This window comes from Pseudarthrobacter enclensis, assembly GCF_030811655.1.
GTDB classification, from domain to species: domain Bacteria; phylum Actinomycetota; class Actinomycetes; order Actinomycetales; family Micrococcaceae; genus Arthrobacter; species Arthrobacter enclensis_A.
Map to the genome: position 1 here is coordinate 16,699 of NZ_JAUSRE010000020.1, position 24,894 is coordinate 41,592.

A 24,894-nucleotide genomic window follows, 5' to 3' on the forward strand; every position below is an offset into this window, starting at 1 on the left:
GTTCGGGTGGTACCTTCTTCCTTGGGATATCTATCCGTATTTCTGCACATGGTCTCGTGCGGAGGGGAAACTTCCCCACATCGGGTATCAAAAACATAAACGTCTCCGGGGGGACACACATGAAGAAGACTTTCGCTGCACTCGCTCTTGCAGGTTCCATTGCACTAATCGGCTCAGCACCCGCAATGGCAGCAACCTACCCGGCGCTTCCGCCGCAGGCAGCCGTGTCCGACGGAACCGTTGGCCCCGGCGAAACTTTCGTCTTCCGTGGTCAAGGCTTCCTTGCCGGCGAAGGCCTGACCATCACCGTCACGCCGGGCCAGGCTCCCGCCTCCAACGGCGCAGGCCTGGGCCGATCAGTTGCCGTGAAGATTCCCGTCTTCCAGGCACCGCAGACCCTGTCCGCAACCGCTGACGCAAAGGGCGCATTTTCCCTGCCGATCTCCATCAGCGAAGCTGGCACCTACTCCCTGACGGCAACCGGCAACACCTCCGGTGTAACCGTTGGTCCCGTCACGGTCACCGTGGCTGCCTCCCTGGCCAACACCGGCTCAGTTGCAGGCAACGCCGGCGGCGCTCCGCTAGCCAACACGGGCGGCCTGGCCAACACTGGCGCCGACTCCGGTCTGATCCTCTGGACTCTGGTGGGCGCAGGTGCACTGGCCGCCGGTGCAACCTCCGTTGTGGTGGTTCGCCGCCGCGCCAAGGCCGAGGTTGCTGCCTAGCAAAACGCGTCTTAGCACCAGCGAAGGTGGGTGCATCCCCGGAAACGGGGATGCACCCACCTTTTGCTTTATGTGGTATCTATTTGATCTATGGGGAGACATTGGCGCAAAGCACCGAGAGACTACGACTATTCTTTCCCGCTCCCCTGGCCACAGGTTGTGAGCTACGCCTTCCTCAGTCTGCTGGCGGCCTGCGCTTTGGCCACCGCGGCGTTCGCCCTTCTGCGGGCCACCTGAGGCCCTTTTGAAGTTCCTTCATAACCACCGGCTGTGGCAGCTGATTCTCGCGGCCGTAATGGTGCCGTTGTCCTTTGTCGCCTTCTGGCCAACACCCGTAGATCAGCCGGTCTCGGGTCAGGTCGCCACTACATTGGATTTCCTCCACCACTACGGGATCCCTCGCTGGCTTGACTACAATTTTGTGGAGGCAGCTGCGAACATGGGGTTATTCCTTCCCGTGGGTTTTGTAGCCGCCTTGGCGTTTCCCAGAAAACGGTGGTGGCAAGTCGGCGCTTTTGGAATGCTCTTGTCCGGATGCATCGAGCTAGGGCAGCTTCTGTTTCTTCACAGCCGCTTTGCAAGCCCCTCAGATGTCATGACGAACACCTCAGGGGCTGTGATCGGCGCCATCGTGGCGCTTCTCGCCACGCAAAACGGGAGGCCCGCCGCCTTCCGGCAACGGGCCTCCCAAGAGCAGTAGAGCGTAATGACTAGCCCACGAAGCTCTTCATCCAGGTCTTCAAGTCCTCACCGAACTCCACACGCTCGGACGCGAGAGTAATAACTGCTTTGAGGTAGCTCAGCTTGTCACCGGTGTCATAACGGCGGCCCTTGAACACAACGCCGTACACGCCGGAGCCTTCGCCCTCCCTGGCGGCAAGGGTCTGCAGGGCGTCCGTCAGCTGGATCTCGTTGCCGCGGCCGGGCTCGGTGTTCTCCAAGACGCCGAACACCGAGTGGTGGAGCACGTAGCGGCCAATAACAGCCAGGTTGGACGGTGCGTCAGCGACAGCAGGCTTCTCCACCAGGCTGTTGACTCGGACGTAGTCCTCGCCTTCGACAACCGAGATGTCCGCGCAGCCGTAGGCGCTGATCTGCGACGGATCAACCTCGATCAGTGCGATCACGGAGCCGCCTGTCTTCTGCTGCACCTCCATCATGGTGCTCAGCAGGTCCTCTGCCTCGTCGATGAGGTCATCGCCCAGGAGGACGGCAAATGGCTCGTCGCCGACATGTTGCTTGGCGCACAGGACTGCGTGGCCCAGGCCCTTGGCCTCGCCCTGGCGGACGTAGTGGATGGGACCCAGGTTGGAGGCGTACTCCACTAGGCCCAGCTTGTCCTTGTCGCCCTTGGCCTCCAGTGCTGCCTCCAGGCCGGGCTCGCGGTCGAAGTGATCCTCCAGCGCGCGCTTGTTGCGGCCGGTGATCATCAGCAGGTCCGAGAGGCCGGCATCGATCGCTTCCTCCACCACATACTGAATAGCCGGACGGTCAACCACCGGCAACATTTCCTTCGGCATTGCCTTGGTGGCGGGCAGGAAGCGTGTTCCCAATCCGGCAGCAGGAATGACGGCTTTGGTGATAGCTTTCCCCGTAGTCATAGGTGAACCTTAACAAATCTGGTGGGCTAAACGGCAATTGGATACTGATTTCGATAGGTCAATCACCGCTGGATTTGAGTCCGCGGAGGTCACGAACCAGGCGAGGCATGGCACGCAGAAACCGGGCCCACCGGGCGCGATGTTGCCTGAGCCGTCCGGCCATGGACATGTCCGCATAGATGTTCGTACCAAGGAACACCTCTGGCGGTGGAAAAAGCGCCCCCCACAACATTCGTGGTTTCACTCTCCATGTGGCATGCAGGATAGCGAGGACCCGTGCACTCCCAGGTTCATGGGACGCAACGCGGTTGCGCCACTCCACTGAGGCTTCCGGCCAGACGAAGCTGGTGGTCTTGGGGAGAAGGTCCTCCAGGAAGGGGCGAACAGCCGCTAGGGCGTCTGTAGTGCCAGCAAGCCCCAGGAGCCCCTCGGACAGGCCCTCCCTGCGTGCGAGTTCGCCAAGGTAGTCAAGCTCCTGCCGGCAAGCAGGCAAGAGCGGCTCGCGTAGGGCGTGCAACGCCAGGAATAAGACGCCAAGCTCCCTGGCAGGAATCCTCATCTGCTGGCCGGCAAGTGCAATGGTCTCAGTGTTCACCCACAAGCTCTCAAAACAAACGCGCGGGGGTTTTTCCATGCCTGGGAAGCGGAAATGAACGTCGATACAGCAAGGCCATTCGGAATGGTGGACCGTGACGGAGTGCTTGGGGAAGGTCCTGCTGTCCGGATCCACCGGCCGATCATGCCAGCCGCGTTCACGGAGTGCCTGCAATAACTCGTCAAGCCTGGCGGGATCCACGAAGACGTCCACGTCTGCAGACAGTTTGGCTTGACGAAGCCCCTGGAGGACGCTTGCAGGCCCCTTGATGAAGAAGACCCTGATGCCCAGGCTGTCCGCCACGCGTCCCACGAGGGCATGGCCGAGGAGCACACCTTCCGGGATCTCGAGCTGCGTTTTACGGAAAGTCCGGGTCACGGCACCTCTACACCCTGGCCCTGCGGCCACCCGACGCGGCTTCCAACGCTCCAAGGACGTCTTCGTCTTCCCGGCCCTCGATGGTAGCCGCTTCCGCGGACGGCATCGAAGCGGCTTTGTAGGTTCCGTAGTAGGAATAGGCATCCCTACCTTTGACGGGAACGTAGTTGAGGACGGCACCCAAGACCCGTCCTTTGACTTTCTCGAGGTTCCCAAGGGACTGGTCCAGCTGATCCTGCGTGGTCTTTCCGCTACGGATAACGAGAATTGCGCCATCGGCTGCGCGGGAGAGGACAGCAGCATCCGTAACGGGAAGGAGCGGCGGTGCGTCGATGAGGACCACGGCATCCTTGGCCAGGGCCGCAAGCATGTTCTTCATCGCCCGGGACCCCAGCAACTCGCTGGGGTTGGGCGGGATACGGCCCGACCCCAAAACTGAGAGGTTGGGCAGTGCTCCCCAGGGCTGAAGAACATCGGCCAAATCTGTCGTACCCGTGAGCACATCGGTGACCCCGACACCCGGCACAAGGTTGAAAACGTCCACCAGAGTGGGCCGGCGGAGGTCGCCGTCGACCACCACTACGTTTTCACCCGCTGCCGCCATTGTGACCGCAAGATTTGCCGTCACGGTCGACTTGCCCTCGGCCTGGAGAGAGCTGGTGACCACGATGACCCGGGGTGGCTGGTCCACGTCCAGGAAGCTGAGATTGGTACGAAGCTCGCGGAGAGCCTCGGCCATGGCCCCGCCGGCGTCATGAAGCTCCGCGGCGGCGCCGGCATCCACAATGGTGCTTTTCTCATCCAACCGGTGGTCCACCGGCAGGGTGCCGATGACGGGCACACCGAACAGCCGTTCAATGTCTGCCGCGCGGCGAATCCGACGGTCCAGGTGGCGACGGATCAGGGCATAACCTACGCCAACGGCCAACCCAACGAGAGCTCCCAGAGCCAGGTTGAGCTTGACGTTAGGTGAGGTAGGGCTGGTGGGCAGCACAGCTTTACCCAGCGGGAGTACACGGACAGCGGTCACTGTGTTCGGGGACGATCCGACGTCGGGTACTGCTGATGTGGTGGAAGCATCTCCGGGTGAAGGTGCCGTCTCGATGGCTTCCACCTGGGCAGCAAGGCCATTGACCCATGCGTCGGCTACGCGCTGGGCGGTGCCGGGATCAGTCGACTGGGCGGTGACAGTAATCTGAGCCGTATCGAGCGGCACCTTGATGCTGATGCTCCCAAGCAGGACGTCGGCGGACGTCCTCAGGTCCAGGGCCTGGATGACCCGCTCCGCGACGAGCCGCGACTTGGCCACCGACTCGTAGTCCTTGACCTTTGCCTTGGCCAGGCTGTCCCCGGCCAGTGCCAGGCTCACGTTGTCCGAACCCGGAGTGACCACGATGCCGCTGGAATCGGAGGAGTAGACCTTTGGCTGGAGGACCGTCCAGCCGGCGGCGGCCATGGTGGCCAGCAGGGTAAAGGCGACAATGGCCTTCCAGTACGTCCGGAGTACGTTCAGGTAGTCCGCCAGGTCCAGGCCCGGCGGTGCCTCCGCAGAGGCTGCTGTTGTGCTCATGATGGTTCCTTAGATTCAAGTTCTTGGATGCTCGGGTGCGGGTCAGTTCAGGTTGCTGGCGCGTTCCAAAATTGACGTGGCGACGAGTCGCTCTACGGCTCCGGCAATGGCTTCGCGGTAACCTTCGGGTTTGCCATGCACGTTGCCGACCTGCCTGGTTATCTCGTCCAAGCTGACGGGGTTGGCGCAGGCGTCCCATAGTGCGGGACCGATGCCGCTGAGGCGCACTATCTGGGTGTCCAGCATGACGAGCAGCTCACCGCCGATTGCGACCGCATCGCGTGGAGCCCTGCGCTGGATGTGGCCGACCGGGGCCTGTCCCAGCTGGACACCTGTTGTTGCCGCCGGCTCCCACTCTGTGTCCATGGCTGGTTCCAGGCGAAACAGTGGTTCCAGCGCGGCCGGGAGGTCCGCTGCCTCGGAATAGGTCACTTGCCACACTCCCCCAACGCTCTCGATGAGGCGGCAGAGCGATTGCAGCGGATCCACGACTTCTGCCTGCGAGGAAGACTCCGGAATCAGCGCGAGCAATGCGTCCGCCAGCGGTACCCTCTCCAGCACAGGAGCCATTTGTCGCGTCCCCTGGATTCGCTTTAGGAGCACGATCGATTGGATGTATGGCAACGCCGGCGCTGGCTGCAGCCCAAACTCGTCCGGTGCCGCCTGACGCTTCGGAGCGCCGGCCTCCTGCTTGACGGACAGCGGCTTCGGATACGGAACCACTGAACCGTCCCACGCGATGGCCACCGTCTCGTCCGTGACGTAGCCATAGGTCCTGGCGAGCACGGAGGCCGCTGTGGTCTTTCCCGTTCCCGACTTGGCCACCAGTGCCACCACGGCCCCGGACGCTGGGTCCGCCACGCCGCATGCGTGGAGCATGGTCAGCTCACCTGCGTTGGCCAGGATGGCGGCAACCGTGAGACGGGACGTGAGGTTCTCCGCCAGCTCCTCGAAGGAGGCTGCAGCGAGCTGGAACGTGCCGCCCTCGCGCTTCGCGGACGTACAGGCCACCGAGGCCGTGAACGGCCTGGCGTATAGCGGTTCCACGGGTACGGGCGGCAGCAGAGGCTCACGGCTGCTGGCGCAGCGAGCCCAAGCCATGCTCATGCTGACCCGTTGCTGCCATGTGACCGCACGGCCCCAACGCACCGCAAACTGCTGCCCCAAAACATCTAGGCAGAGAAGATCGCCGCCCCTTGCCAATTCCTCAAGCAGTCGCTGCTTCCAGGCCAGCCCTGCGCTCTCCGTGGTTCCCGCTGCCGCCATGCCGTTAGTGGGAAACGCCGCGGGCAGCCTCAATCAGGCGCTGCGCTTCGAGGGTCGCCAGGAATTCCTCTACCTGGGCCTGCATTTGTCCCGACTGGTCCTCGAAGGTCCCCTGAAGCTCCGCGAAGATGTCCTGCTCGCTCCGCTCGCCATCGATCAGGTCCCAGATGACCGCAGCAGTTCCCTCCAGGACCACGGGCTGGGTTGCGTCGAGGTGCAGCAGGGCGACACGGGCCCGGGGTTTCGTGCAGACTTCAGCGACCAGACCGCCACGTTTCCAGACCATTGTCAGTAACTGACCGTCAGGGCGCCGGTGAGGGTTCGGCTGGTGCCGTCCGGAAGCCTGAGCGTGAGGGTCAGCGTGTAGTTGTACGTCACCTTGCTCGGCTGCGAGCCCGAGATGCGCTCGTACTGGAACGACATGGGGAAGTTCAAGGTCTGGCCGCCAGTGATGCCGCCGCCGTAGCTGAAGGTGGCGTTGTACACGTGGGTGCTTGAGTAGGATGCCCCGGTCAGCGTCAGCGCGGTGGAGCCTGCCTGGATTGACTGTACGCCCGCCCCCGCAGCCACCGTTCCTGTGGGCGTGATATTCACGGTGCCGCTGACGGCGCCCGTAAAAGTGGTACCGCTGTTGGTGATCTGGAATCCGGTTGGCCCGGTGCCGTTGTGGTTGGTACCCGTGCCGGTACCCGATGAGCTGACGAAAGTGATGCTTGAGCCGGGGCCTGTCAGGGCTGCTGTGGCAGAGATGCCGGATGCCGCTGCGGCAGGAGCGGCGATGGCCGTGGCGATTACCGGAAGCGACCACGCAACCCCCGCGACTACCCTTCGGCGGCTGAAGCCATTCTCTTCTTGACTATCGACATCAGTGTTCAGAACTTCAGACAAGTGTGCCCCCAGAGTAAGTTCAGTCTTCGCCGCCTGTTTGAGACCGGCAGCGCTGTATAACCGGATTTACCCGGCTGCGCTTACTCTTTCGAACGCAAATAAAGATTTCTGAAACGCCTTTGCAAGGTTCAATCAAGAATTCTGCAAGGGTTGCTAAAGGCTAATTACACGAGGGTGATTCCCGTGAATTTCGGCTCGCGCTTCTCCTGGAACGCGCGGAAACCCTCCGCGTAGTCGTCGGTCTTGCAGAGGCGTGCCTGCTCGTCGTTCTCCTCCTGCATAGCCTGCCACAGGCCCAGTCGATGGTCGCGGATGTGTGCCACCAGCTCCTTCGAAGCAACGAATGCCCCGGTTGCGCCGGCAGCCACCCGCGACACGATGGCACGCGTGGACTCCAGCAGCGAATCAGCCGGCATGGCACGGCTGAACATCCCCTGCGCCACTGCCTCGGCGCCCGAGATCAGGTCCGCTGTGTAGATCAGGTCCAGCGTGCGGTGCATGCCCAGCCGCTCGGTGAAGTACCAGTGGCCGCCCGAATCCAGCGTCGCCCCCAGCTTGGCGAACGGCGACCCGAACTTCGCATTCTCCGCCACGTACACCACGTCCGTTGCCAGCAGCAGCCCCAGCCCCACCCCCAGGCAGGCGCCTTGCGCTGCCGCGAACGTCGGCGCGGGGAACACGGCCATCTTCTTCAGCAGAGGCTCCACCAGGCCGCCCAAGTACGCGGCGGCGTCGTCATTCTCCGGCGTCACCCCTGCGATGTCCCGGCCCGCGCAGAAGGCCCGGCCCTCTCCCCTCAGCAGCAGCGCCCGCACCTCACCACGTGAGGCGGCGGCAGCAGCGTCGTCGTACGCCTGTGCTAAATCCCGCAGCGCCTGCTCATCCAGCGAGTTCAGCTTGTGCGGGGCGTCCAACACGACTTCGGCGATGCCGTTGCTGATGGAAAGGGAAATCATGGGACTCCTCAAGTAGGGGAAAGACTTACACGTCGAAGTCGACGGTGACTTCCTTGCTGGTGGGGTGGCTCTGGCAGGTCAGGACGTAGCCCTTGTCCAGCTCATCCTGCTCCAGTGCGTAGTTCTCGTCCATGGTCACGCTGCCGGTGACCACCTTGGCCCGGCAGGTGCCGCACACTCCCCCGGCGCACGCGAACGGCACGTCCGGGCGCACCCGCAGCGCCGCGTTCAAGATCGACTCGCGGGCGTGCGTGGGGCTGGCCACCTCGCCCTGCAGGCCGTCCAACTTGAACGTAATCTTGTACGTCTCCTTGGACTCGTCCACCACCACGGGACGGCCGGCCTGCCCCTCCGGACGGTCCGGCTTGCCCGACGTGAACAGCTCGAACCGGACGTTCTCCGGTTTCACCCCGCGCTCGGCCAGGGTGTCCCGGCACAGCTGCACCAGCTCGAACGGCCCGCACAGGAACCACTCGTCCACATCGTCCGCGTGCAGTGCGGTGCCCAGCAGCTGCTGCAGCTTCTCCGCATCGATCCGGCCGCTCAGCAGCGGCGCGATCCGCTGCTCGCGGCTGAGCACGTGGTGGATGGCCAGCCGCTGCGGGTACTTGTCCTTCAGGTCCGCCAGCTCCTCCAGGAACATCACGTCCATGGCGGCCTTGTTGGCGTAGATCAGGTCGAACCGGGTGTCCGGGTTGGCGGCCAGCAGCGTCCGGGCGATCGCGATCACCGGGGTGATGCCGGACCCGGCGGCAATGGCCACGAAGTTGCCTGGCTCCCCCGCCAGCTCCTCCGGGTGGTTCATGGAGTTCATGACGTTCTGCTCCACGGCCTGCCCGTCCCGGCCGTGCTTGGACACGAACGCGCCCATGGGGCTCATCACGTCCAGGGTGTCCCCGGCCTTCAGCTCGGCGTTGGCCCACGTGGAGAACAGCCCGCCCAGGTCCTTCTTGATGGCCACACGGATCTCGCTGGTGCCGTCCGGGAAGCTGCGCGGCTCGGCGCAGATGGAGTAGCTGCGGCGGATTTCCTTCGGCTCGCCGTTCTCATCCGGCAGCGTGGTGCGGAGGGCCACGTACTGGCCGGGCAGGTAGTCGAACTTGCCGGCAAGCTCGGCCGGCACATGGAAGCTGACCTCGATGGCATCGTCGGTGAGCCGGCGCACCTCCTTCACCTCGAGGGTGTGGAAGGACGGACGACGGCGGCCGGTCACCTCAGCCTCTTCGGCGGCGGTCTGGCGGACAACAGGCATGGGGGTTCCTTACAGGACTTTGAAGTAGTCGAACGGTTCCTTGCAGTCCTGGCACACATACAGCGCCTTGCAGGACGTGGAACCGAAGCGGGTGAGTTCCTTGGTGTTGAGGCTGTTGCACTGCGGGCACTTCACGGCCAGGCTCAGCCGGATAGGGCCACTGTGGCCGCCCGCTTTGGAGTGGCCGCTGGGCGGGGCGATGCCGTACTCCTGCAGCTTCTGCTTGCCGGCCTCGGTCATCCAGTCCGTGGTCCACGCCGGGGCCAGGACCAGGTCCACGTGCACGTCCCCGTAACCCTCCTTGGCGAAGGCCGTGTAAAGGTCGTCCCGGATGGCGTCCATGGCCGGGCAGCCCGAGTACGTGGGCGTGATGGTGACGGTGACTTTGTTGTCCGCCACCTCCACCTTGCGGAGGATGCCGAGGTCAGCGATGGTGAGCACCGGGATCTCCGGATCCACCACTGTGGCCGCGATGTCCCAGGCGCGTTCCTCCGCCGACTGTTGTGCCGGCGTCGTGCGCTTTGCCTCGAAGTCGCTGACGTAAATGTCCATGACGGTCACCAGCTGGCTCCGGGGTGCTCGCGGGCCAGTACCTGCATCTCCGCGAGGATGTAGCCCAGGTGCTCCGAGTGCTTGCCCTGCCGGCCGCCGCCCGGGGCTGCGGGCACGTCCGGGACCTCCAGCTCGGCCTCTGCGAGGACTTCGGCGGTCAGGCGGTCAAAGTCTTCTCTCAGGCTGGACGGCGCGACGGCGGCACCCGCCTCGGCGAGGCGCTGCGTCAGCTCATCGTCGCGGAACAGTTCGCCGACATACGGCCACATGAGGCGCAGGCCGTGGATCATCCGGGTGCGGGATTCCTCCGTGCCGCCGGCCAGGCGCAGGATCCACTGGCTGCTGTGGTCGCGGTGGTAGTCCACTTCCTTCACGGCCTTGGCGGCGATGGCGGCCAGGGTGGCGTCCGTGGAGTCGGTGAGGCGGCGGTAGAGCTCGTACTGGTAGTAGCTCACCACGAACTGGCGGGCGATGGTGGCCGCGAAGTCGCCGTTGGGCTGCTCGAACAGCTGGACGCTGCGGAACTCGTGCTCGCGGCGGAAGTAGGCCAGGTCATCCTCGGACTTGGCCGTGCCGTCTTCTTTGAGCATGCCGGCGCCGGCGTAGGTGAGGAAGCTGCGGGCGTGGCCCAGCTGGTCCAGGGCGATGTTGCCCAGGGCGATGTCCTCCTCCAGCTCTGGCGCCCGGGAGATCCAGTGGCCGAGGCGCTGCGCGAGGATCAGGGCGTCATCGCCCAGGCGCAGGGCGTACTCCGCGACGTCCTCGGAGGGCTTGACCAGGCCGGTTTTCACCTCGAGGGCGATGTCCTCCGGGCGGAGGGCGTTGCCGGGGGTGATGCGGGTGGCGGAGGCGTTGGAGTCGCCGCCGGCCACGCCGGTGGAGATGTCGCCGTGGCCTTCAGTATGGGTGCTCACAGGTGCTTCACCCCTTCGCTCTTGGTGTAGTACGTGGCATGCCGGTAGTCCTTGCCCTGCGGGGACTCGAAGAACGAGCCCTTGGAGTCGGGGTCGCTCGCGGCGATGGCGTCGGCGGGAACCACCCAGATGGAGACGCCCTCGTTTCGGCGGGTGTAGAGGTCCCGTGCATTGCGGAGGGCCATGGCGGCATCCGGGGCGTGCAGGGATCCGGCGTGGACGTGGCTCAGGCCGCGGCTGGAGCGGACGAAGACCTCCCACAGGCCCCAGGCGGAGCGGTCGTGGTGTTCCGGTGCCGGGGCGGGCATTTCCGGGTTGCCGGCTGGGGCCACGCCGACCGGGGTCCCCGGCCGAGCTTGCGAGGTTGGGGAGTCGGTGGGGATCATGCTGCGTATTCCTTCTGCTGCTTTGCTGACTGTTTTGCTGCGTAAGCCGCCGCTGCCTCACGGACCCAGGCGCCGTCGTCGTGCGCTGCCCTCCGGCGCTCCAGGCGCTGGGCGTTGCAGGGACCGCGGCCGGCCAGGACTTCCTGGAACTCGTGCCAATCGAGGGGGCCGTGCTCCCACTTCTTGGTGTCCTCGTTGAAGCGGACCTGGTCATCGGGGAGGGTGAGGCCCAGGACCCGGACCTGCTCCACCATCATGCCCACGAAGCGGCTGCGGAGCTCGTCATTGCTGAACCGCTTGATGTTCCAGGCCATGGACTGCTTGGAGTTGGGGGAATCGTCGTCCGGCGGCCCGAACATCATCAGGGCCGGGGCGTACCAGCGGTTCACGGCGTCCTGGGCCATCTGCTTCTGCTCGGGGGTGCCGTTGGAAAGTTCGAGCAGGATCTCGAAGCCCTGGCGCTGGTGGAACGACTCTTCCTTGCAGATGCGGACCATGGCCCGGCCGTAGGGACCGTACGACGCGCGGCACAGCGGGACCTGGTTGCAAATGGCTGCGCCGTCCACCAGCCAGCCGATGGCGCCCATGTCCGCCCAGCTCAGCGCCGGGTAGTTGAAGATGCTGGAGTAGCGGGCCTTGCCGGCGATGAGGTCGTCCATCATCTTGTCCCTGGTCTGTCCAAGGGTCTCGGCGGCGGAGTAGAGGTAGAGCCCGTGGCCGGCCTCGTCCTGGACCTTGGCCATGAGGATGGCCTTGCGCTTCAGGCTGGGGGCGCGGGTGATCCAGTTCGCCTCCGGCTGCATGCCGATGATCTCCGAGTGCGCGTGCTGGCTGATCTGGCGCAGCAGGGTCTTGCGGTAGGCGGCGGGCATCCAGTCGCGGGGCTCGATCCGTGAGTCCTCGGCGATGATCCGGTCGAAGTGGGCCTGGCCTGCCGCATCCTCTTCCGGGGTTAGCTCAGCCGGCACTGACTGCAAGTTCTGCGCTGCCATGGTTGCTCCTATGCAAAGACCTGATGGGCGGCTCGGAATTATTTACCGACCGTTCGTTCAGGATATGTTGGTGCGGCGGAGCTCGTCAAGCGTGCACCCACTCCCCCTTCCCAACGCCCCACCACCTCTCGCAGCCAATCCACCAACGCCCCATCACCTTTCGCAGCCAATCCACCAACGCCCCACCACCTCTCGAGCAAAAGGCGCGGGCCGCCGTCGCGCATTCCTGCTGCCGGAGCCTGCGGCTCACTTTTCGATGCGCATCTACCTCATCGACGCACTGTCTCCCTTTCGAGGCCCAAATATGAGGCGCGAAAAGGAACCTGCGCACCCTAAACGGATCTGCGCGTCGAAAGCACAACGCGGGCCGAAGGCGAAGCACCACCGCAGACACCGGGAACCGCGCACTTCTTAAGCCTTTCTTAAAGCCCAACGGGGAGAGTGGAAGTACGGGCCGAACAGCGCCCTGCTACTCCACCAAGGATGAAATGCTCGGAACAGCTCACGAAGACCACACGCACCCGCAGACCGCCCCCGCGGCACCCCCGGCCGCCGGCATCCAGTTCAGGGCACTCCCCCAGCCCCGCCACTGGCTGCCGCTGGGCACACTGCTGTGCGCCGCCGTCGTTGCGCTGGGCCTTACCGTGCAACTGGTCCCCGGCGACACGGCTGCAGAACTGGGTGTTGACCAAACGCTCAGCCTGCACCACGTTGCCGTACTGACCGCCGTGGCAATGGGGATTAATCTGCTGTTCGGCCCGGTGGTGGGCCTGCTCCTGGTCGCGGCCGCAGCCCTGGCCATTTGGCTGCTCCGGCGCGACCTGGTGACCGCTGTGGCGTTCGGGCTGACCGCATGCTCGGGCTGGGTGGCGAGCGAGGCCTTCAAGCTCCTGTTCGCCCGGCAGCGGCCCAACCCCGCCCTGCTGTTCGACCCGCTGGCGCCCGAGACCGGCTCCAACAGCTTCCCCAGCGGGCACGTCAGCTTCGCGGTGGCCCTGGCCTTCGCACTGTACTTCCTGGCCCGCGGCACCCGCTGGGCAAAGCCGGTCGCGGCGGCCGGTGCCCTCATCGCACTGATCGTCGCCTGGTCCCGCCTTTACGTGGGGGTCCACTACCCCACCGACGTAACGGCGTCCTTCTTCGCCGCGAGCGCTGCTGCCATCCTGCTCGCAGGGCTCTGGAACCGCTTCGCTCCCGCCCTGGTGGAACGTGTTCCCGCCAGGATCCTCCGCCGCTCCCGCCGGGCGTAAGGGCAACCATGCACAGCCTTCTGATGTCGCTGGCACCGGCAGCCGCCGGGGCGCCGTCGCTGCTAGACCCCGCAGGCCTGCTGGAGGGCTTTGGCCCGGCCGCACTGGGGATCATCGCCGCGATGGTGTTCATTGAATCCGGCGTCCTGTTCCCCTTCCTGCCCGGCGACTCCCTCCTCTTCACCGCCGGTCTCCTGCACCAGCAACTGAACCTGGCGCTCCCCCTGCTGATCGGCGTCATCACCGCAGCTGCGATCGGCGGCGACCAGGTGGGGTACCTGCTGGGGCGCAAGTTCGGCCGCCGCTGGTTCAAGGACGATGCCCGCATCCTCAAAACCTCCCACCTGACCGTCACGGAAGACTTCTTCCGGCGCCACGGAGGCGCCGCCGTCGTACTGGCCCGCTTTGTCCCCATGGTGCGGACCTTCGCGCCGCTCACCGCCGGAATCGCGCGGTACGAATACAAGGCGTTCACGCTCTGGAACATGGTGGGGGCTTTGGCATGGGCGACGTCGGTGACCCTCCTGGGCACCTGGCTGGGACACTACGAGATCATCGCCAGGAACATCGACGTCATTGCCGTGATCATGGTCCTGGTCTCCGTGGTGCCGTGGATCGTGGAGTATCTGAAGCGCCGGCGGAAGAACCGGCTGGCCGCCGCGGAACAGCCCGTGGACGAAAGCGTTGAGGCGGCTGCGGAAGAATAGGCGGCATGACAACAGGTGAGGGGTTGGCCCTGCTGCTGGTGGAGGACGATCCTGTCCTGGGCCCGCTGATTGCCGAGCTGCTGGAGCCCGACTTCACGGTCCGGCTCGCGGCAAACGGGCAGGAGGGCCTGCACCTTGGGCTGACGCAGCCGTGGGACGCGATGGTGATAGACCGCGGCCTGCCCGTGATGGACGGCATCAGCGTCATCACCGCCCTGCGGGCCAAGGGCATCGGAACCCCCATCCTGATCCTCACCGCGCTGGGCGACACCGCAGAAAAAGTCCGCGGCCTGGACGCCGGCGCCAACGACTACCTGACAAAACCGTTCGACGGCGGCGAGCTGGCTGCGCGCCTGCGCGCACTGACGCGCACCTATGGCCAGCCCGCGGGGGAAGGTCCGGCCGGGCCGGTGGGCATCGGCACGTGGGAATTCCACCCGGCGTCGCGCGCTGTCCGTTCCCTGTACGGCGGCACCGTCTCGCTGACCGCAAAGGAAACCGAGCTGCTGGCCGCACTGGCGGCGGAGCCCGACCGGGTGTTCACCCGGGACGAACTGCTCGCCGCGCACTTCCAGGAGACGGACCAGCCCGGTGTGATCGACACCTACGTCCACCACCTTCGCCGCAAGATCGACAGGAGCGTCATCCGCACCGTCCACGGCGTTGGCTACCAGATCGGCGACCCCTCATGACTACTTCCGGGCCGAGCACCTCCCCTGCCGCCGGCGACCCGGACCGGGAAATCCTGCGCCGCGCATCGCTGAAGGTGGCGCTGCGGATCAGCGCCGGCGTGGCCGCGCTGGTCCTCATCCTCCTGGCAGCCGCCACCGCCTTCCTGATGTACAAGCTGGCCCATCCGGTCCTGCCCGGGGCCACCGAGCCCGGGAAACCGTACACCTACCTCGATTCCAGGGACCTGATCGAGGGGATGATCCTTGCAGGCCTGGCGGGCATTGTGCTGGCCGGGCTGGTGGGGTGGCTCAGCGCGCGCAGCGCCATCCGGCCCCTGGGCGAAGCGCTGGCCCGGCAACGGAGGTTCGTCCAGGACGCCAGCCACGAACTGCGCACCCCCCTCGCCATCCTGGACACCCGCATCCAGCTGGCCCAGCGCAAAGCCGAACCCGGATCGGAACCGGCACAGGCCCTTGCGAAGATCCGCGAAGACGCATCCACGCTGACCGGGATCGTGAACGAGCTGCTCCTGGCGGCCACCGCGTCCGCGACCGTGCCGGACCTGGAGCCGGTGGACGTCGGCCTGGCTGCCGGGTCCGTGGCCGGGAGCCTTCAGGACCTTGCCCGCCAACAGGGCGTCCAAGTGGCGTTCGACGGCGGCGGCCCGGCTTTGGTGCGCATCGATCCCAGTTCGTTCCGGCGCGCCGTGCTGGCCCTGGCGGACAACGCGCTGGGGCATACACCGGCGGGCGGGAGCATCACCGTCTCCGCCGCCGTTGAGGGTTCGTGGGCGCTGGTCCGGGTTTCCGACACCGGATCCGGGATCAGCGGCGTGGACCCGGACCGGATCTTCGACCGCTTTGTCCGTACCGGCGGGACGGGCGAGGCGCAGGGCCGGCGCAGCTTTGGGATCGGGCTGGCGCTGGTCCGCGAGATTGCTTCCGCAGCCGGAGGCACCGTGAAAGTTGTCCGCAGCGGACCGGACGGAACCACCATGGAACTCGCGCTGCCCCTGGCCGCGGCCTGACCGCCCGTATGGGGTTTGGAGCGGACCGGGAAGCCTCCTCCACCGTTTTGCCAGCACGTTCCACCCGGCGGCCTGAAGCGGTTTTCCACACCCCTGACTCGAAACCCTTGACTCGGCACGCGTTACCCGGGAGGCTGGGCTGCGCCTTGACCTGCCATTGAATGGAGCGCCGCGATGACCAAAACCCAGGAAACGGGCACCGTGTCCACGGTGCTGTCGCCCGACGGTACCTCCCTCAGCGTCGAGCGGATGGGTACCGGACCCAGCCTGGTCCTGGTGGACGGAGCCTTCTGCGGCCGGAACTTCGGGCCTGCACGTGCCCTGGCGAACGAACTGAAGGACGCCTTCACGGTCTATTTCTACGACCGCCGCGGACGCGGTGACAGCAGCGAAACTCTGCCCTACGCCACTGAACGCGAGATCGAGGATCTCCAAGCCGTGCTGAATGAGGCCGGCTCCAGCCCCTACGTTTACGGGATCTCCTCCGGCGCTGCCCTGGCCCTCGAGGCTGCCGCAGCGGGAGTGCCGATGCGGCGGCTGGCCACCTATGAGGCGCCCTACACCGGTGTCCAGGGTGCGGACGGGACGCCGGGGAGCCACCGCGAGCACCTGGAAGCCCTGCTGAAGGAAGGCAAGCGCGGCAGCGCCGTATCGTACTTCCTGGTCAAAATGGTGGGAGCACCGGCCTTTCTCCCCTACCTCCTTCGACTCATGCCCGGGGTGTGGAAGAAGCAGATCGCGGCGGCAAACACCCTGCCCTACGAAACCCGGGTGACCAACAACTTCGTGGCCCCGCTGGAAAGGCTCCGCACCATTACCGTTCCCACCCTCGTCATGGTGGGCGGAAAAGCCGGCGCTCCCATGGCCCAGGGGCAAAGGGCCATCGCGGGAGCCATCGCCGGCAGCGAATACCGCGTCCTCGATGGCCAAACCCACCAGGTCTCCGCCGCCGCCATAGCCACCCAGCTCAGGGGCTTTTTCAGCACCGGGACCTGACGCCGGATTCTCCCGTCGCGCGCGAAAGGCGCGGGCCGCCGTCGCGCTTTTCCGCTCTGGCGCCCGCGCCTGACACCGGGCTTACGCAGCCCTCCTCTTCGGGATGGTCCGCGTCTTCGCCGCAGCCGGCTCGGCCTCGGTTGCCGGCGGCGTCTCTCCGCCGGCGCGGCCCGGAGGCGTGGACTCCCGCAGCCGGGCCCGGGCATCCAGGACGTCGCCGATGAACCAGTCGTAGACCAGGACGCCGATGACGCCGCCCACCAGCGGGCCGACGATGGGAACCCAGAAGTACCAGCTGAAGGCGCCATCCACTGTGCCAGGCAGCGCCGTTTGGCCCCAGCCGGCAAGCCAGGCGAAAAGCCGGGGGCCGAAGTCGCGGGCCGGGTTGATGGCGTAACCGGCGTTGGCGCCGAGGGAGATGCCGATGGCGGCAACGGCCAGGCCGATCATGAACGGGCCCAGGTTCGCCTGGACGGCGGTGTTGCGCATATCGATGATGGCCACGACGAACATGACCAGGAAAGCGGTGCCCACGATCTGGTCAATCAGCGGGCCGGTGGGGTTCCCGTTGAAGTAGGGCGCCGGGAACGTGGCGAAGATGGAGTAGGTGGCGAGGCCTTTGGGGTCGGTACGGCCGGTGCCCACGGCTTTGTTGTAGGCGTCAATGGCGTTGTAGTACAGCAGGTACACCAACGCCGCCCCGGCAAAAGCCCCCACCACCTGGGCCGCGATATACGGACCAACCTTGCGCCACGGGAATTTCCGGCGCACCGCGAACGCCACGGTCACGGCCGGGTTGATGTGGGCGCCGCTGACGCCGCCGGCCACATAGACTGCCAGCGCCACCGCCAGGGCCCATCCCCAGGCGATCAGCAACCAGTCGCCCGCGGCCATGAAGATGGTGGTTGCATTCGCAGCCCTGCCGGAGCCCGGCAGCGCGGCGACGGCCATGGCCACCACGCCGTCGCCGAATGCGATCAGCACGAACGTGCCGAGAAATTCCGCAAGAAGCTCGCCCCAGGTTCCGCCCAGTTGCTTGAGTCCGCTGCCGTTGCGGACTGCATTTCTCAGGGGACTGACATCACTCATCGCAGTACCTTCTTTGCGATTTTGGCTTCAATCTTGGGTGTCATCCGGACTAATTGACAATCCGGGTACTTTCATGCTACGCCGAAAGTGTCCTTGGGTAACAGTCCGAAACCCGACCGACGGGCAGCCCTGCAACGGCGCCCGATTCCGCAGGCACGGAGCCGCGTTCCGCCCGACGGGCGGCACCCCGGCAGGCTCCGAATTGCACCTTAGGGACGTGGAGTTCGTTCGGAAAGGCACGACCATGAACGACAACGGCACCATCGAAAACACCCCGAACGCCGCCGGCCCGGAACACACGCCCGAGGAACCCGACCTGCGCGGGCGGTACGTCAAAGGCAACTTTGGCAAAGCCGGGGCACAGCGCGGCCGCCATGCGGAGGACGAGGAAGGCCAGTACATCGCCGGCAACTACGGCGGGGCCGGCAGAGAAGGCGGACTGCCCGAACCCCTGGGCGACAAGACCGTGGGATCCGGACGGTACGTCAAGGCCGACTACGGCGAAGCCGGCGAAACCACAGGCCGGACAGCCCAGTCCGAAACCGGGCGGTACCCCAAAGGTGATTACGGCAAGAGCGGCACTGTGGCTCCCACGCGCAAGCCAGGCAACGGTGCGGGGCACTAGGCCCGCACACGCACACGGTGGCGGCCTCACTGAGGTGGGCCGCCGCCGTCGTGCTTTTCATGCGCAGGCTCCCGGGGTGTTGGCGACGCGCTTATGCCCCTTTGACGCGCACCCTCCACCGCGCGGCCCAAATCCGCGCAGCGAAGTGGAACCTGCGCCGCGGGAAGAAGAAGGCGCGTCGTACTTTTGCGTGTTCCGTAAAACGGAAGCAAAGTAGGAGTCATGAAAGACGTCACCGGGACCATCGAGCTTTCCGGGGAGATGCTGCACCTGAAGTGGGCGCCCGGGGACGTGGTGACGGAGAGCGACGCGGTGGCGCTGATGGAGCGCGCCAGGGCCCTTAGCGGTGGGCGGCCCCTTCCGCTGCTGGTGGAAATGACCGGTTTGGCGTGGATCGACCAGGGGGCGTTTCTCGCATTCGCCGGGTGCTGGCCGCTGACGCGCGCGGCCGTGGTGGGCACGTCGCCCGTGGACCAGACGCTCGCCGGCTTCTACACGGGACGGCACAGGCCGATGCATCCCACCCGGTTCTTCACATCCCTGGACGAGGCGGTGGCGTGGTTGATGGCGGATCCGGCGGTACCGTAGGCCAGGTTTTTCCACATAGGAGTGGGGGCCTCTTCAGGTGCCTGAACGCACGGGGCACCGTGGATGCATGGCCGACCTTCCCCCGCTTTTGTTGTCCCGCGACCGTCTGCTGCATGGACTCAGTGCCAACGACCTCGCCAAGCGGGTACGGGCCGGCGCGCTGGTGCGGGTCCGGCAGGGTGTTTACCTTGACGGACCCACGTGGCGGGAGCTGAAGCCGTGGGAGCAGTACCGTATCGGCGTCCAGGCGGCTGCGGAAACGTTCGAAAAACCGGTTGTCTTCGCCCGGCATTCCTCAGCGAGCGTTTGGGGAATCCCCACCGTTGGAAACGACCCAGTGCGGGCCCTGACATTGAAGAACGACGGCGGCCGCTCGCGTGCCGGGGTCAGCCGCCACTTTGCGGCGCGGGCCGGTTTGAATGTGGTCACTTTGGACGGCCTCCTTGTCACCGACCGCGTACGGACCGCCCTGGACCTGGCGGCCTTCAGTCCGTTCACCGAGGCGGTGGTGCCGCTGGATCATGTGCTGCGGCCCGACCCGTCCCGGCAGCTGCCCGCGCTCGCCAAGGCTGAACTGGAAGCCGGGATCGGTGCCCTGTATTCGGCTGCTGCTGCGCGGCGGATCCGGACGGCGATTGCCTTTGCCGATCCCGCCTCGGGCTCGCCCGGGGAGTCCTGGAGCAGGGCCCTGATCCACGTGGCGGGGTTTGAAGCCCCGGTCCTTCAGCAACCCTTTACCGATTCCAGGGGGCTGGTGGGCTACACAGACTTCTATTGGAAGGAGTCCAGGGTGGTGGGCGAATTCGACGGCGAGGAGAAGTACGTGAAGCCCGAGTTCCGTGGCGGTCGGTCGGCTTCGCAGGTGGTTGTGGAGGAGAAGAAGCGCGAGAACCGGATCCGTGCCATGGGGATCAACGTGGTGCGGTGGGACTGGGCCGAACTCGCGGCGCCCGGGACCCTGGAACGGAAGCTGGCCGCGGCAGGGGTGGCCCGGCGTCGTACGCGTTCTGCCGTCCTCGACGCGCAAAACCGCCTGTGACGCGCAGGCTCCCTGGCGCGGCCCAAATGCGGGCAGCGAAATGTAAGGTGCGCGTCGAAAATGAGTATGCGCAGCGCCGGTCAGCTGGTTTCGATAGCTGGCGCGGTTCCCGGAAGGGCGACCGGCCAGGAATCCGGCGTTTAGGGCCAGCCCTTTTCGAGCAGTGGTGTGACCGTGACTTCGTTGAGGACCATCTCCCGCGGAGACTGCGCTATCCAGGCAATCAGGTCCGCCACGTGGCCCGGTGGCAGCGACTCGTTGGCCGGTGCGGCGGCTGCGGTTTCCTGGTCCCGGTCATCAGGAGTCCATGCTCCCCACTGCGTGTCCATTGCGCCCGGGTAGAGCAGGCAGGCCCGGATGCCATGGTCCTTGCCCTCGGCTGCCAGCGACTGGGTCAGTCCGGTCAGCGCGAACTTCGAGGCGCAGTACGCTCCGGCGTTGGCCCAGCCGCGGCGCCCGGCCACCGACCCGATATTGATGATGGTTCCCCCACCGGCCCGGCGCATACCGGGAAACACCGCCTTGGCCAGGAGGAAAACCGCCCGGAGGTTGACGTTCATCACCCTGTCCCATCCGGCGGCGTCGATGTCCTCAACCGAACCGGGAACATCGGTTCCGGCGGCGTTCACCAGGATGGTGACAGGTCCAAGATTCTCCTGGACCCTCTCCACCGCCTGGGCCACCTCTGCCGCATCAGCCAGGTCAAGTGGCACGGCCACTGCACGAACACCATCACCTGAACCATTGATCTCGGAGACGGTGGCCTGCAGGTCATCGGCCGACCGGGCAATGACAGCGACGTCGGCGCCTGCCCCGGCCAGCGCCAGTGCCGCTGCCTTGCCAAGTCCGCTGCTGCCTCCGGTAACCAGTGCCACCTGCCCGCGTAAGGGCTTGTTGTTTGCCATGCCATCTCCCCGAGTTCACACGCCGCCGGAAGGGCGGACTGTTGTGGCTCCATGGTAAGCAGGGCACCCGACCGTTGGCCCGGCGTCGTACGCGTTCCGCCGTCCTCGACGCGCAAAACCGCCTGTGACGCGCAGGCTCCCTGGCGCGGCCCAAATGCGGGCAGCGAAATGTAAGGTGCGCGTCGAAAATGATTATGCGCAGCGCCGGTCAGCCCTCCCGGGCGGGCACCTCGGCGGCCGGCTGCCCGGGTTCGCGCTGCGTGGCCGCCCAACTGGCCAGCATCTTCAGCGCATCCTCGGACGGCGTACCCGGCTCGGCGGTGTAGATGTTGATCCGCAGGCCGGGGTCCGCCGCGAGCTCCATCGCCTCGTAGGTCAGGTCCAGGTCACCCACCACCGGATGGTGCAGCCGCTTCCGGCCGGTGCGGTGGTACTTCACGTCGTGCCGGGCCCAGCGGACGCGGAACTCCTCGCTGCGGGTGGACAGCTCGCCCACCAGGTCGGACAGGTCCTTGTCGAACGGGTTCCTGCCGGCGGTGGAGCGCAGGACCGCCACGATGTCATCCGCGCTGCGCTCCCAGTCCCGGAAGAACTCCCGCGCCTTGGGATTCAGGAACGTGAACCGTGCACTGTTCGGGGGCGTGACCGGCTCGGCCATCATGTCCAGGTACAGCGCCCGGCCCAGCTCATTGGCGGCCAGTACATCGCCGCGGTCGTTGCGGACCCAGGCCGGCGCCGTCGTAATCGCGTCGATGACCCGCTGCACACTGGGGCGGACCGTCAAGGGGCTCCGCTTCCGGCGCACGCGCGGCGCAGCCGTGGCCGCGCGGGCCAGGTCGAAAAGGTGGGCCGTCTCTGCGTCGTCCAACTGCAGGGCCCGGGCCAGCGCCTCCAGGACGCTGTCCGAGGCACCGGACAGGTTCCCCCGCTCCAGCCGGATGTAGTAGTCGATGCTCAGGCCCGCGAGCATGGCCACTTCCTCGCGCCGGAGCCCCGCCACCCTCCGGTTGCCGCCGTAGACAGGCAGCCCGGCCTCCTCGGGCGTGAGGCGGGCGCGGCGGGAGGTGAGGAACTTCCGTACGTCGTCACTGTTGGTCATGCCTCCACGCTACGCCGCCGCCACCCAGCGGAGGAGGCACTGGCAGTACCCGGCAAGCGCGGGTACTCCCAGTGCCTCCGGGGGGCGGCGTCAGCGCAGCGCCTATTCGTAGCGGAGGGAGTCGATCGGGTTTTGTCGGGCAGCCCGCCATGCCGGAAGCGTTCCGGCGATGAACGCGATGGCCATCACCAGGACGATGACCACCGCCACCGGTCCCGGGGCGAAGCTCAGGATCTGCAGGCCGGCCAGATCGCTCAGGGGGCCGCGGGCCAGGGCGTGGCTGACCACCGTGCCCAAGGCTATGGCGGCGCCGGACCCAATCAGGCTGCCGAGGAGGCCGATGAACGCTGCCTCGGCGCTGAACAGGGCAAAGACCGATCCGCTGCCCATGCCCATGGCCTTCATCAAACCGATTTCGCGGGTACGTTCCTGCACGGACATCAGCAGGGTGTTCACGATCCCGAACCCTGCGGCCACCAGGGCGATGACCGCGAACGCATCGAGAACGCCGATGATGCCGTTGATGACGGTCTTCACGGTCCCGATCCGGTCATCAAGTGTTTGCGCCGTGTAGCCCGCCCCAGAGAGCTGGCTCTTCATCCCGGATATCTGCGATTCCGAGGAGGGGGCGAAGGTGGCAGTGGCCGCCGTGTACACCGGGGCCGAGGTGGCGGGGGTCCCGGTGGCCTGGGCCTGGGTGAGGGCGGTGGAGAGCGCCTTGTTGATGAACGCCCCGCCCGAGCTGAGGAGCGCGCTTTGTTCAATGCCGTTGATCCTGGCCGTCACGGTCCGCATGGTGCCCGTGGCGTCGGGGATGCCGATGGTAACGTCCTGGCCCACCGCCTGGGCGCTGTCGCTGAACCCCAAGGGAGCCACGTAGCTTGAGGGGAGGATGATCTGCGGCGCCGGGGACCCGTCGTCGAGGTTCTGGCCCGCGTCCAGCTGCGGCTGGGCGCCCGCGAGCACACTCACGGACAGCTGGTACTTGTCCTGGTTGTTCCACTGGATGTAGGCCGTGTTCAACCGCGTGACCGGGGATACCCCGGTGATTCCGGGGACGGCCCCGATTTTGTCCAGGTCGGCCTGGGTGAGGGCCACCTGGGTGGAGCCGGGCCGGCCGCCGCCGGCGAGCACCCTGGTGTTGGGGTCGTACTTCTGCGGGCCGGAGCCCAGGCCGGAGCCGGTGTCGGCCCTGGTCACCGTGAAGGCATTGCTTGCCCCGACGGCTGCCACCTGGCTGTCAATGTAGTTGGAGATTCCCGTGCCCAGCCCGTTGGTGATGGTGAGGGTGAAGGCCCCGACGAAGATGGCCAGCACCGTCAGGGTGGTGCGCAGCTTGCTGCGGAAGCTGTTGGTGATGGCGGTTTTCAGGGTTTCCAGCGGTTTCATGCCGCGTGCTCCTCGTCAGTGGTGATGAGCTGCCCGTCCCGGATGTAGACGCGGCGGTTGAAGCGGGCGGCCAGGTCATGGTCGTGCGTGACCGTGATCAGGGTGATTCCGTGGTTTTGGTTGAGGTCGAAGAGGATGTCCTCCACGATGCGGCCCGTGGCGGAGTCAAGGTTCCCGGTTGGTTCGTCGGCGAACAGAACGCGCGGGTTGTTGGCAAGGGCCCGGGCGATGACCACGCGCTGCTTCTGCCCGCCGGAGAGGTTCCCGGCTTTGTTGCGCGCCTTGTCCGCCAGTTCCAGCTGTTCCAGGACGGCCATGCCGCGGGCGCGGCGTTCCCGGGCGCCCATGCCGGCGATCTTCAGCGGAAGCACCACATTGTCCAGCACGGTGGTGGCGTGGTTGAGGAAGAACTGCTGGAAGACGAACCCGAACATCTGGTTTCGCAGGGCGTTGAGCCTGCGCCCGCTCAGGCTCCGGGCATCGGTACCCTCCACGTGGACGGAGCCGCCGCCCGGGGTGTCCAGAAGCGCCAGCAGGTGCATGAGGGTTGACTTGCCGGACCCGCTTTTACCCACGATAGCCACGGAGTCACCGCGGTCAATCTCCAGGGAAACACCCCGGAGGGCGTCAAAGCGGTCGGGGCCGCGGCCGTAGGTTTTTGTCAGGTCGCGGGTGGACAGGATCGGCACAGGCATTTGGAGTTCCCATCAGGAATTACGGAAGCGGGACGTGCAGGACGGTGAGGGAGTGTCAAAATCCGGGCGGGAGCAGCCCGGCAGAGATGCGTGCCGCAGCTTCAAGGATCTCGTCGTCATCGGCGTCGATGTCCCTGGCGGCCATGCCAAGCATGTTGATGGTGAGCAGCGCGAAACGGACCCGCAGGCGGTCCTCCACGCTGGCCCCGGGCGGGGTGATGATGGAAAACAGCTCGGACACGGCCGCCGCCATTCCGCCACGTTGCCCGGGTTCCGACTTGATGTCCCTGAGCAGACGGTAGTTCGAGCCCAGGAAGCGGAACATGCGCAGGCCCTGGGCCTGGACGATCCCGGTCCACCGGGCAATGACGGTGCGCCGCAGCTCCGGTCCGGGTTCCTGGGTGCGCGCCCATTCCAGCAGGTCGGTGATCTGCGTGCGCATTGCCTCCATCAGGGCGCGGAGTATGTCTTCCTTGCTTTTGAAGTGGTAGTACAGGGCCGCTTTGGTGAAGCCGAGTTCCTCGGCGATCTGGCGCATCGAGGTCGATTCGTAGCCCTGTTCGGCGAACAGGCGCAGGGCAACGGCCTGGATGTTTTCGCGCGTCCCGCCCTCAGCGGGCGCGGGGGCATCGCTGGTGGATCCCATGTGTTTGCTGTCCTTTCGGTCCGGCCCGCCACCGAGCTGCTCTTGCTAACTAACCGGCCGGTAAGTACCATACTAACCGCGCGGTAAGTGGA

Annotated in this window: 28 protein-coding genes; 10 read left to right on the forward strand and 18 right to left on the reverse strand. The window is 66.0% G+C overall.

Translation table 11 applies throughout. The features are described 5' to 3' along the window. The first annotated feature begins 119 nt into the window (after window positions 1–119). Together J2X98_RS16950 and J2X98_RS16955 are read left to right on the forward strand one after the other, a co-directional pair. Window positions 120–725: an LPXTG cell wall anchor domain-containing protein gene (locus J2X98_RS16950; protein ID WP_307310493.1), complete on the forward strand. Its 606-nt coding sequence runs from the start codon at window positions 120–122 to the stop codon at window positions 723–725. 295 nt (window positions 726–1,020) lie between these two features. Continuing rightward, window positions 1,021–1,425: a VanZ family protein gene (locus tag J2X98_RS16955; RefSeq protein WP_307310684.1), complete on the forward strand. Its 405-nt coding sequence runs from the start codon at window positions 1,021–1,023 to the stop codon at window positions 1,423–1,425. A 10-nt stretch (window positions 1,426–1,435) separates the two neighbouring features. Here the strand turns inward: J2X98_RS16955 and galU are convergent, their stop codons facing one another. The 12 genes from galU to paaA form a co-directional block, all read right to left on the reverse strand. Continuing rightward, the gene (gene galU / locus J2X98_RS16960; RefSeq protein WP_307310496.1) at window positions 1,436–2,326 is read right to left on the reverse strand and encodes a UTP--glucose-1-phosphate uridylyltransferase GalU; all 891 of its coding nucleotides are present in this window, start codon (window positions 2,324–2,326) and stop codon (window positions 1,436–1,438) included. 58 nt (window positions 2,327–2,384) lie between these two features. Further along, entirely contained in the window at window positions 2,385–3,224 is an 840-nt protein-coding gene (locus tag J2X98_RS16965) for a nucleotidyltransferase family protein (RefSeq protein WP_307310498.1), read from the reverse strand. Window positions 3,225–3,306: 82 nt separating this feature from the next. Continuing rightward, window positions 3,307–4,869, reverse strand: coding sequence for a polysaccharide biosynthesis tyrosine autokinase (locus J2X98_RS16970; RefSeq protein ID WP_307310501.1), 1,563 nt, complete (start codon window positions 4,867–4,869; stop codon window positions 3,307–3,309). Window positions 4,870–4,911: 42 nt separating this feature from the next. Continuing rightward, complete coding sequence (locus J2X98_RS16975) at window positions 4,912–5,916, reverse strand: hypothetical protein (protein ID WP_307310503.1); 1,005 nt, start codon at window positions 5,914–5,916, stop codon at window positions 4,912–4,914. 223 nt (window positions 5,917–6,139) lie between these two features. Further along, window positions 6,140–6,421 carry a PqqD family protein gene (locus J2X98_RS16980; RefSeq protein ID WP_307310506.1) on the reverse strand — a complete coding sequence of 94 codons (282 nt, stop codon included), beginning with the start codon at window positions 6,419–6,421 and terminating at the stop codon, window positions 6,140–6,142. Between the two features lie 2 nt (window positions 6,422–6,423). After that, entirely contained in the window at window positions 6,424–7,023 is a 600-nt protein-coding gene (locus tag J2X98_RS16985) for a hypothetical protein (RefSeq protein ID WP_307310509.1), read from the reverse strand. 164 nt (window positions 7,024–7,187) lie between these two features. After that, window positions 7,188–7,979 carry an enoyl-CoA hydratase/isomerase family protein gene (locus J2X98_RS16990; RefSeq protein WP_307310511.1) on the reverse strand — a complete coding sequence of 264 codons (792 nt, stop codon included), beginning with the start codon at window positions 7,977–7,979 and terminating at the stop codon, window positions 7,188–7,190. A gap of 25 nt (window positions 7,980–8,004) precedes the next feature. Beyond that, window positions 8,005–9,231 carry a 1,2-phenylacetyl-CoA epoxidase subunit PaaE gene (paaE, locus tag J2X98_RS16995; protein ID WP_307310514.1) on the reverse strand — a complete coding sequence of 409 codons (1,227 nt, stop codon included), beginning with the start codon at window positions 9,229–9,231 and terminating at the stop codon, window positions 8,005–8,007. Window positions 9,232–9,240: 9 nt separating this feature from the next. Then, window positions 9,241–9,783, reverse strand: a complete 543-nt coding sequence (gene paaD / locus J2X98_RS17000; protein WP_307310685.1) for a 1,2-phenylacetyl-CoA epoxidase subunit PaaD — start codon at window positions 9,781–9,783, stop codon at window positions 9,241–9,243. A gap of 5 nt (window positions 9,784–9,788) precedes the next feature. Next, window positions 9,789–10,697, reverse strand: coding sequence for a 1,2-phenylacetyl-CoA epoxidase subunit PaaC (paaC, locus tag J2X98_RS17005; RefSeq protein WP_307310517.1), 909 nt, complete (start codon window positions 10,695–10,697; stop codon window positions 9,789–9,791). Beyond that, complete coding sequence (gene paaB / locus J2X98_RS17010; RefSeq protein WP_373460917.1) at window positions 10,694–11,029, reverse strand: 1,2-phenylacetyl-CoA epoxidase subunit PaaB; 336 nt, start codon at window positions 11,027–11,029, stop codon at window positions 10,694–10,696. The genes paaC and paaB overlap by 4 nt, the downstream gene beginning before the upstream one ends. Window positions 11,030–11,079: 50 nt before the next feature. Continuing rightward, window positions 11,080–12,075 (reverse strand): 1,2-phenylacetyl-CoA epoxidase subunit PaaA, encoded by a 996-nt coding sequence (gene paaA, locus J2X98_RS17015; RefSeq protein WP_141940375.1) that lies wholly within the window; start codon window positions 12,073–12,075, stop codon window positions 11,080–11,082. Window positions 12,076–12,563: 488 nt separating this feature from the next. On the opposite strand from paaA, the gene J2X98_RS17020 reads away from it, so the two are divergent. From J2X98_RS17020 to J2X98_RS17040, 5 genes are all read left to right on the forward strand, one after another. Further along, window positions 12,564–13,325, forward strand: a complete 762-nt coding sequence (locus J2X98_RS17020) for a phosphatase PAP2 family protein (RefSeq protein ID WP_307310525.1) — start codon at window positions 12,564–12,566, stop codon at window positions 13,323–13,325. 8 nt (window positions 13,326–13,333) lie between these two features. Next, window positions 13,334–14,032 carry a DedA family protein gene (locus J2X98_RS17025; RefSeq protein ID WP_307310528.1) on the forward strand — a complete coding sequence of 233 codons (699 nt, stop codon included), beginning with the start codon at window positions 13,334–13,336 and terminating at the stop codon, window positions 14,030–14,032. Between the two features lie 5 nt (window positions 14,033–14,037). Beyond that, window positions 14,038–14,724, forward strand: coding sequence for a response regulator transcription factor (locus J2X98_RS17030; RefSeq protein WP_307310530.1), 687 nt, complete (start codon window positions 14,038–14,040; stop codon window positions 14,722–14,724). Beyond that, window positions 14,721–15,731, forward strand: a complete 1,011-nt coding sequence (locus J2X98_RS17035; protein ID WP_307310533.1) for a sensor histidine kinase — start codon at window positions 14,721–14,723, stop codon at window positions 15,729–15,731. The genes J2X98_RS17030 and J2X98_RS17035 overlap by 4 nt, the downstream gene beginning before the upstream one ends. 174 nt (window positions 15,732–15,905) lie before the next feature. Next, on the forward strand, window positions 15,906–16,727 hold the full coding sequence (locus tag J2X98_RS17040; RefSeq protein WP_307310535.1) for an alpha/beta fold hydrolase: 822 nt from the start codon (window positions 15,906–15,908) through the stop codon (window positions 16,725–16,727). Window positions 16,728–16,808: 81 nt separating this feature from the next. Here J2X98_RS17040 and J2X98_RS17045 read toward each other — a convergent pair whose 3' ends face one another. After that, on the reverse strand, window positions 16,809–17,816 hold the full coding sequence (locus J2X98_RS17045) for an MIP/aquaporin family protein (protein WP_307310538.1): 1,008 nt from the start codon (window positions 17,814–17,816) through the stop codon (window positions 16,809–16,811). Between the two features lie 244 nt (window positions 17,817–18,060). On the opposite strand from J2X98_RS17045, the gene J2X98_RS17050 reads away from it, so the two are divergent. The 3 genes from J2X98_RS17050 to J2X98_RS17060 all read left to right on the forward strand — a co-directional run bounded on the left by J2X98_RS17050 (window position 18,061) and on the right by J2X98_RS17060 (window position 20,068). Next, the gene (locus J2X98_RS17050; protein ID WP_141940368.1) at window positions 18,061–18,441 is read left to right on the forward strand and encodes a hypothetical protein; all 381 of its coding nucleotides are present in this window, start codon (window positions 18,061–18,063) and stop codon (window positions 18,439–18,441) included. Window positions 18,442–18,663: 222 nt separating this feature from the next. After that, window positions 18,664–19,029 carry a DUF7793 family protein gene (locus J2X98_RS17055; RefSeq protein ID WP_307310542.1) on the forward strand — a complete coding sequence of 122 codons (366 nt, stop codon included), beginning with the start codon at window positions 18,664–18,666 and terminating at the stop codon, window positions 19,027–19,029. Between the two features lie 67 nt (window positions 19,030–19,096). Next, window positions 19,097–20,068: a hypothetical protein gene (locus J2X98_RS17060; protein ID WP_307310544.1), complete on the forward strand. Its 972-nt coding sequence runs from the start codon at window positions 19,097–19,099 to the stop codon at window positions 20,066–20,068. Between the two features lie 140 nt (window positions 20,069–20,208). Here J2X98_RS17060 and J2X98_RS17065 read toward each other — a convergent pair whose 3' ends face one another. The 5 genes from J2X98_RS17065 to J2X98_RS17085 form a co-directional block, all read right to left on the reverse strand. Continuing rightward, window positions 20,209–20,973: an SDR family oxidoreductase gene (locus tag J2X98_RS17065; protein WP_307310545.1), complete on the reverse strand. Its 765-nt coding sequence runs from the start codon at window positions 20,971–20,973 to the stop codon at window positions 20,209–20,211. Window positions 20,974–21,181: 208 nt separating this feature from the next. Beyond that, window positions 21,182–22,072, reverse strand: coding sequence for a helix-turn-helix transcriptional regulator (locus tag J2X98_RS17070; protein WP_307310547.1), 891 nt, complete (start codon window positions 22,070–22,072; stop codon window positions 21,182–21,184). Between the two features lie 102 nt (window positions 22,073–22,174). Next, window positions 22,175–23,461 (reverse strand): ABC transporter permease, encoded by a 1,287-nt coding sequence (locus tag J2X98_RS17075; RefSeq protein ID WP_307310548.1) that lies wholly within the window; start codon window positions 23,459–23,461, stop codon window positions 22,175–22,177. Beyond that, complete coding sequence (locus tag J2X98_RS17080; RefSeq protein ID WP_141940362.1) at window positions 23,458–24,156, reverse strand: ABC transporter ATP-binding protein; 699 nt, start codon at window positions 24,154–24,156, stop codon at window positions 23,458–23,460. The genes J2X98_RS17075 and J2X98_RS17080 overlap by 4 nt, the downstream gene beginning before the upstream one ends. Before the next feature lie 55 nt (window positions 24,157–24,211). After that, window positions 24,212–24,802 carry a TetR/AcrR family transcriptional regulator gene (locus J2X98_RS17085; RefSeq protein ID WP_307310554.1) on the reverse strand — a complete coding sequence of 197 codons (591 nt, stop codon included), beginning with the start codon at window positions 24,800–24,802 and terminating at the stop codon, window positions 24,212–24,214. Window positions 24,803–24,894 lie beyond the last annotated feature (92 nt).

What these genes read in the sequence shown, in the direction of transcription:
- paaE (WP_307310514.1), bottom strand. Translation starts at nt 9,231, where the DNA reads ATGCCTGTTGTCCGCCAGACCGCCGCCGAAGAGGCTGAGGTGACCGGC.
- J2X98_RS17080 (WP_141940362.1), bottom strand. Translation starts at nt 24,156, where the DNA reads ATGCCTGTGCCGATCCTGTCCACCCGCGACCTGACAAAAACCTACGGC.
- J2X98_RS17025 (WP_307310528.1), top strand. Translation starts at nt 13,334, where the DNA reads ATGCACAGCCTTCTGATGTCGCTGGCACCGGCAGCCGCCGGGGCGCCG.
- J2X98_RS17040 (WP_307310535.1), top strand. Translation starts at nt 15,906, where the DNA reads ATGACCAAAACCCAGGAAACGGGCACCGTGTCCACGGTGCTGTCGCCC.
- J2X98_RS16955 (WP_307310684.1), top strand. Translation starts at nt 1,021, where the DNA reads ATGGTGCCGTTGTCCTTTGTCGCCTTCTGGCCAACACCCGTAGATCAG.
- J2X98_RS16970 (WP_307310501.1), bottom strand. Translation starts at nt 4,869, where the DNA reads ATGAGCACAACAGCAGCCTCTGCGGAGGCACCGCCGGGCCTGGACCTG.
- J2X98_RS17085 (WP_307310554.1), bottom strand. Translation starts at nt 24,802, where the DNA reads ATGGGATCCACCAGCGATGCCCCCGCGCCCGCTGAGGGCGGGACGCGC.
- galU (WP_307310496.1), bottom strand. Translation starts at nt 2,326, where the DNA reads ATGACTACGGGGAAAGCTATCACCAAAGCCGTCATTCCTGCTGCCGGA.
- paaD (WP_307310685.1), bottom strand. Translation starts at nt 9,783, where the DNA reads ATGGACATTTACGTCAGCGACTTCGAGGCAAAGCGCACGACGCCGGCA.
- J2X98_RS17060 (WP_307310544.1), top strand. Translation starts at nt 19,097, where the DNA reads ATGGCCGACCTTCCCCCGCTTTTGTTGTCCCGCGACCGTCTGCTGCAT.
- J2X98_RS17045 (WP_307310538.1), bottom strand. Translation starts at nt 17,816, where the DNA reads ATGAGTGATGTCAGTCCCCTGAGAAATGCAGTCCGCAACGGCAGCGGA.
- J2X98_RS17055 (WP_307310542.1), top strand. Translation starts at nt 18,664, where the DNA reads ATGAAAGACGTCACCGGGACCATCGAGCTTTCCGGGGAGATGCTGCAC.
- J2X98_RS17050 (WP_141940368.1), top strand. Translation starts at nt 18,061, where the DNA reads ATGAACGACAACGGCACCATCGAAAACACCCCGAACGCCGCCGGCCCG.
- paaA (WP_141940375.1), bottom strand. Translation starts at nt 12,075, where the DNA reads ATGGCAGCGCAGAACTTGCAGTCAGTGCCGGCTGAGCTAACCCCGGAA.
- J2X98_RS17065 (WP_307310545.1), bottom strand. Translation starts at nt 20,973, where the DNA reads ATGGCAAACAACAAGCCCTTACGCGGGCAGGTGGCACTGGTTACCGGA.
- J2X98_RS17030 (WP_307310530.1), top strand. Translation starts at nt 14,038, where the DNA reads ATGACAACAGGTGAGGGGTTGGCCCTGCTGCTGGTGGAGGACGATCCT.
- J2X98_RS16990 (WP_307310511.1), bottom strand. Translation starts at nt 7,979, where the DNA reads ATGATTTCCCTTTCCATCAGCAACGGCATCGCCGAAGTCGTGTTGGAC.
- J2X98_RS17035 (WP_307310533.1), top strand. Translation starts at nt 14,721, where the DNA reads ATGACTACTTCCGGGCCGAGCACCTCCCCTGCCGCCGGCGACCCGGAC.
- J2X98_RS17020 (WP_307310525.1), top strand. Translation starts at nt 12,564, where the DNA reads ATGCTCGGAACAGCTCACGAAGACCACACGCACCCGCAGACCGCCCCC.
- J2X98_RS17070 (WP_307310547.1), bottom strand. Translation starts at nt 22,072, where the DNA reads ATGACCAACAGTGACGACGTACGGAAGTTCCTCACCTCCCGCCGCGCC.
- J2X98_RS16950 (WP_307310493.1), top strand. Translation starts at nt 120, where the DNA reads ATGAAGAAGACTTTCGCTGCACTCGCTCTTGCAGGTTCCATTGCACTA.
- J2X98_RS17075 (WP_307310548.1), bottom strand. Translation starts at nt 23,461, where the DNA reads ATGAAACCGCTGGAAACCCTGAAAACCGCCATCACCAACAGCTTCCGC.
- J2X98_RS16980 (WP_307310506.1), bottom strand. Translation starts at nt 6,421, where the DNA reads ATGGTCTGGAAACGTGGCGGTCTGGTCGCTGAAGTCTGCACGAAACCC.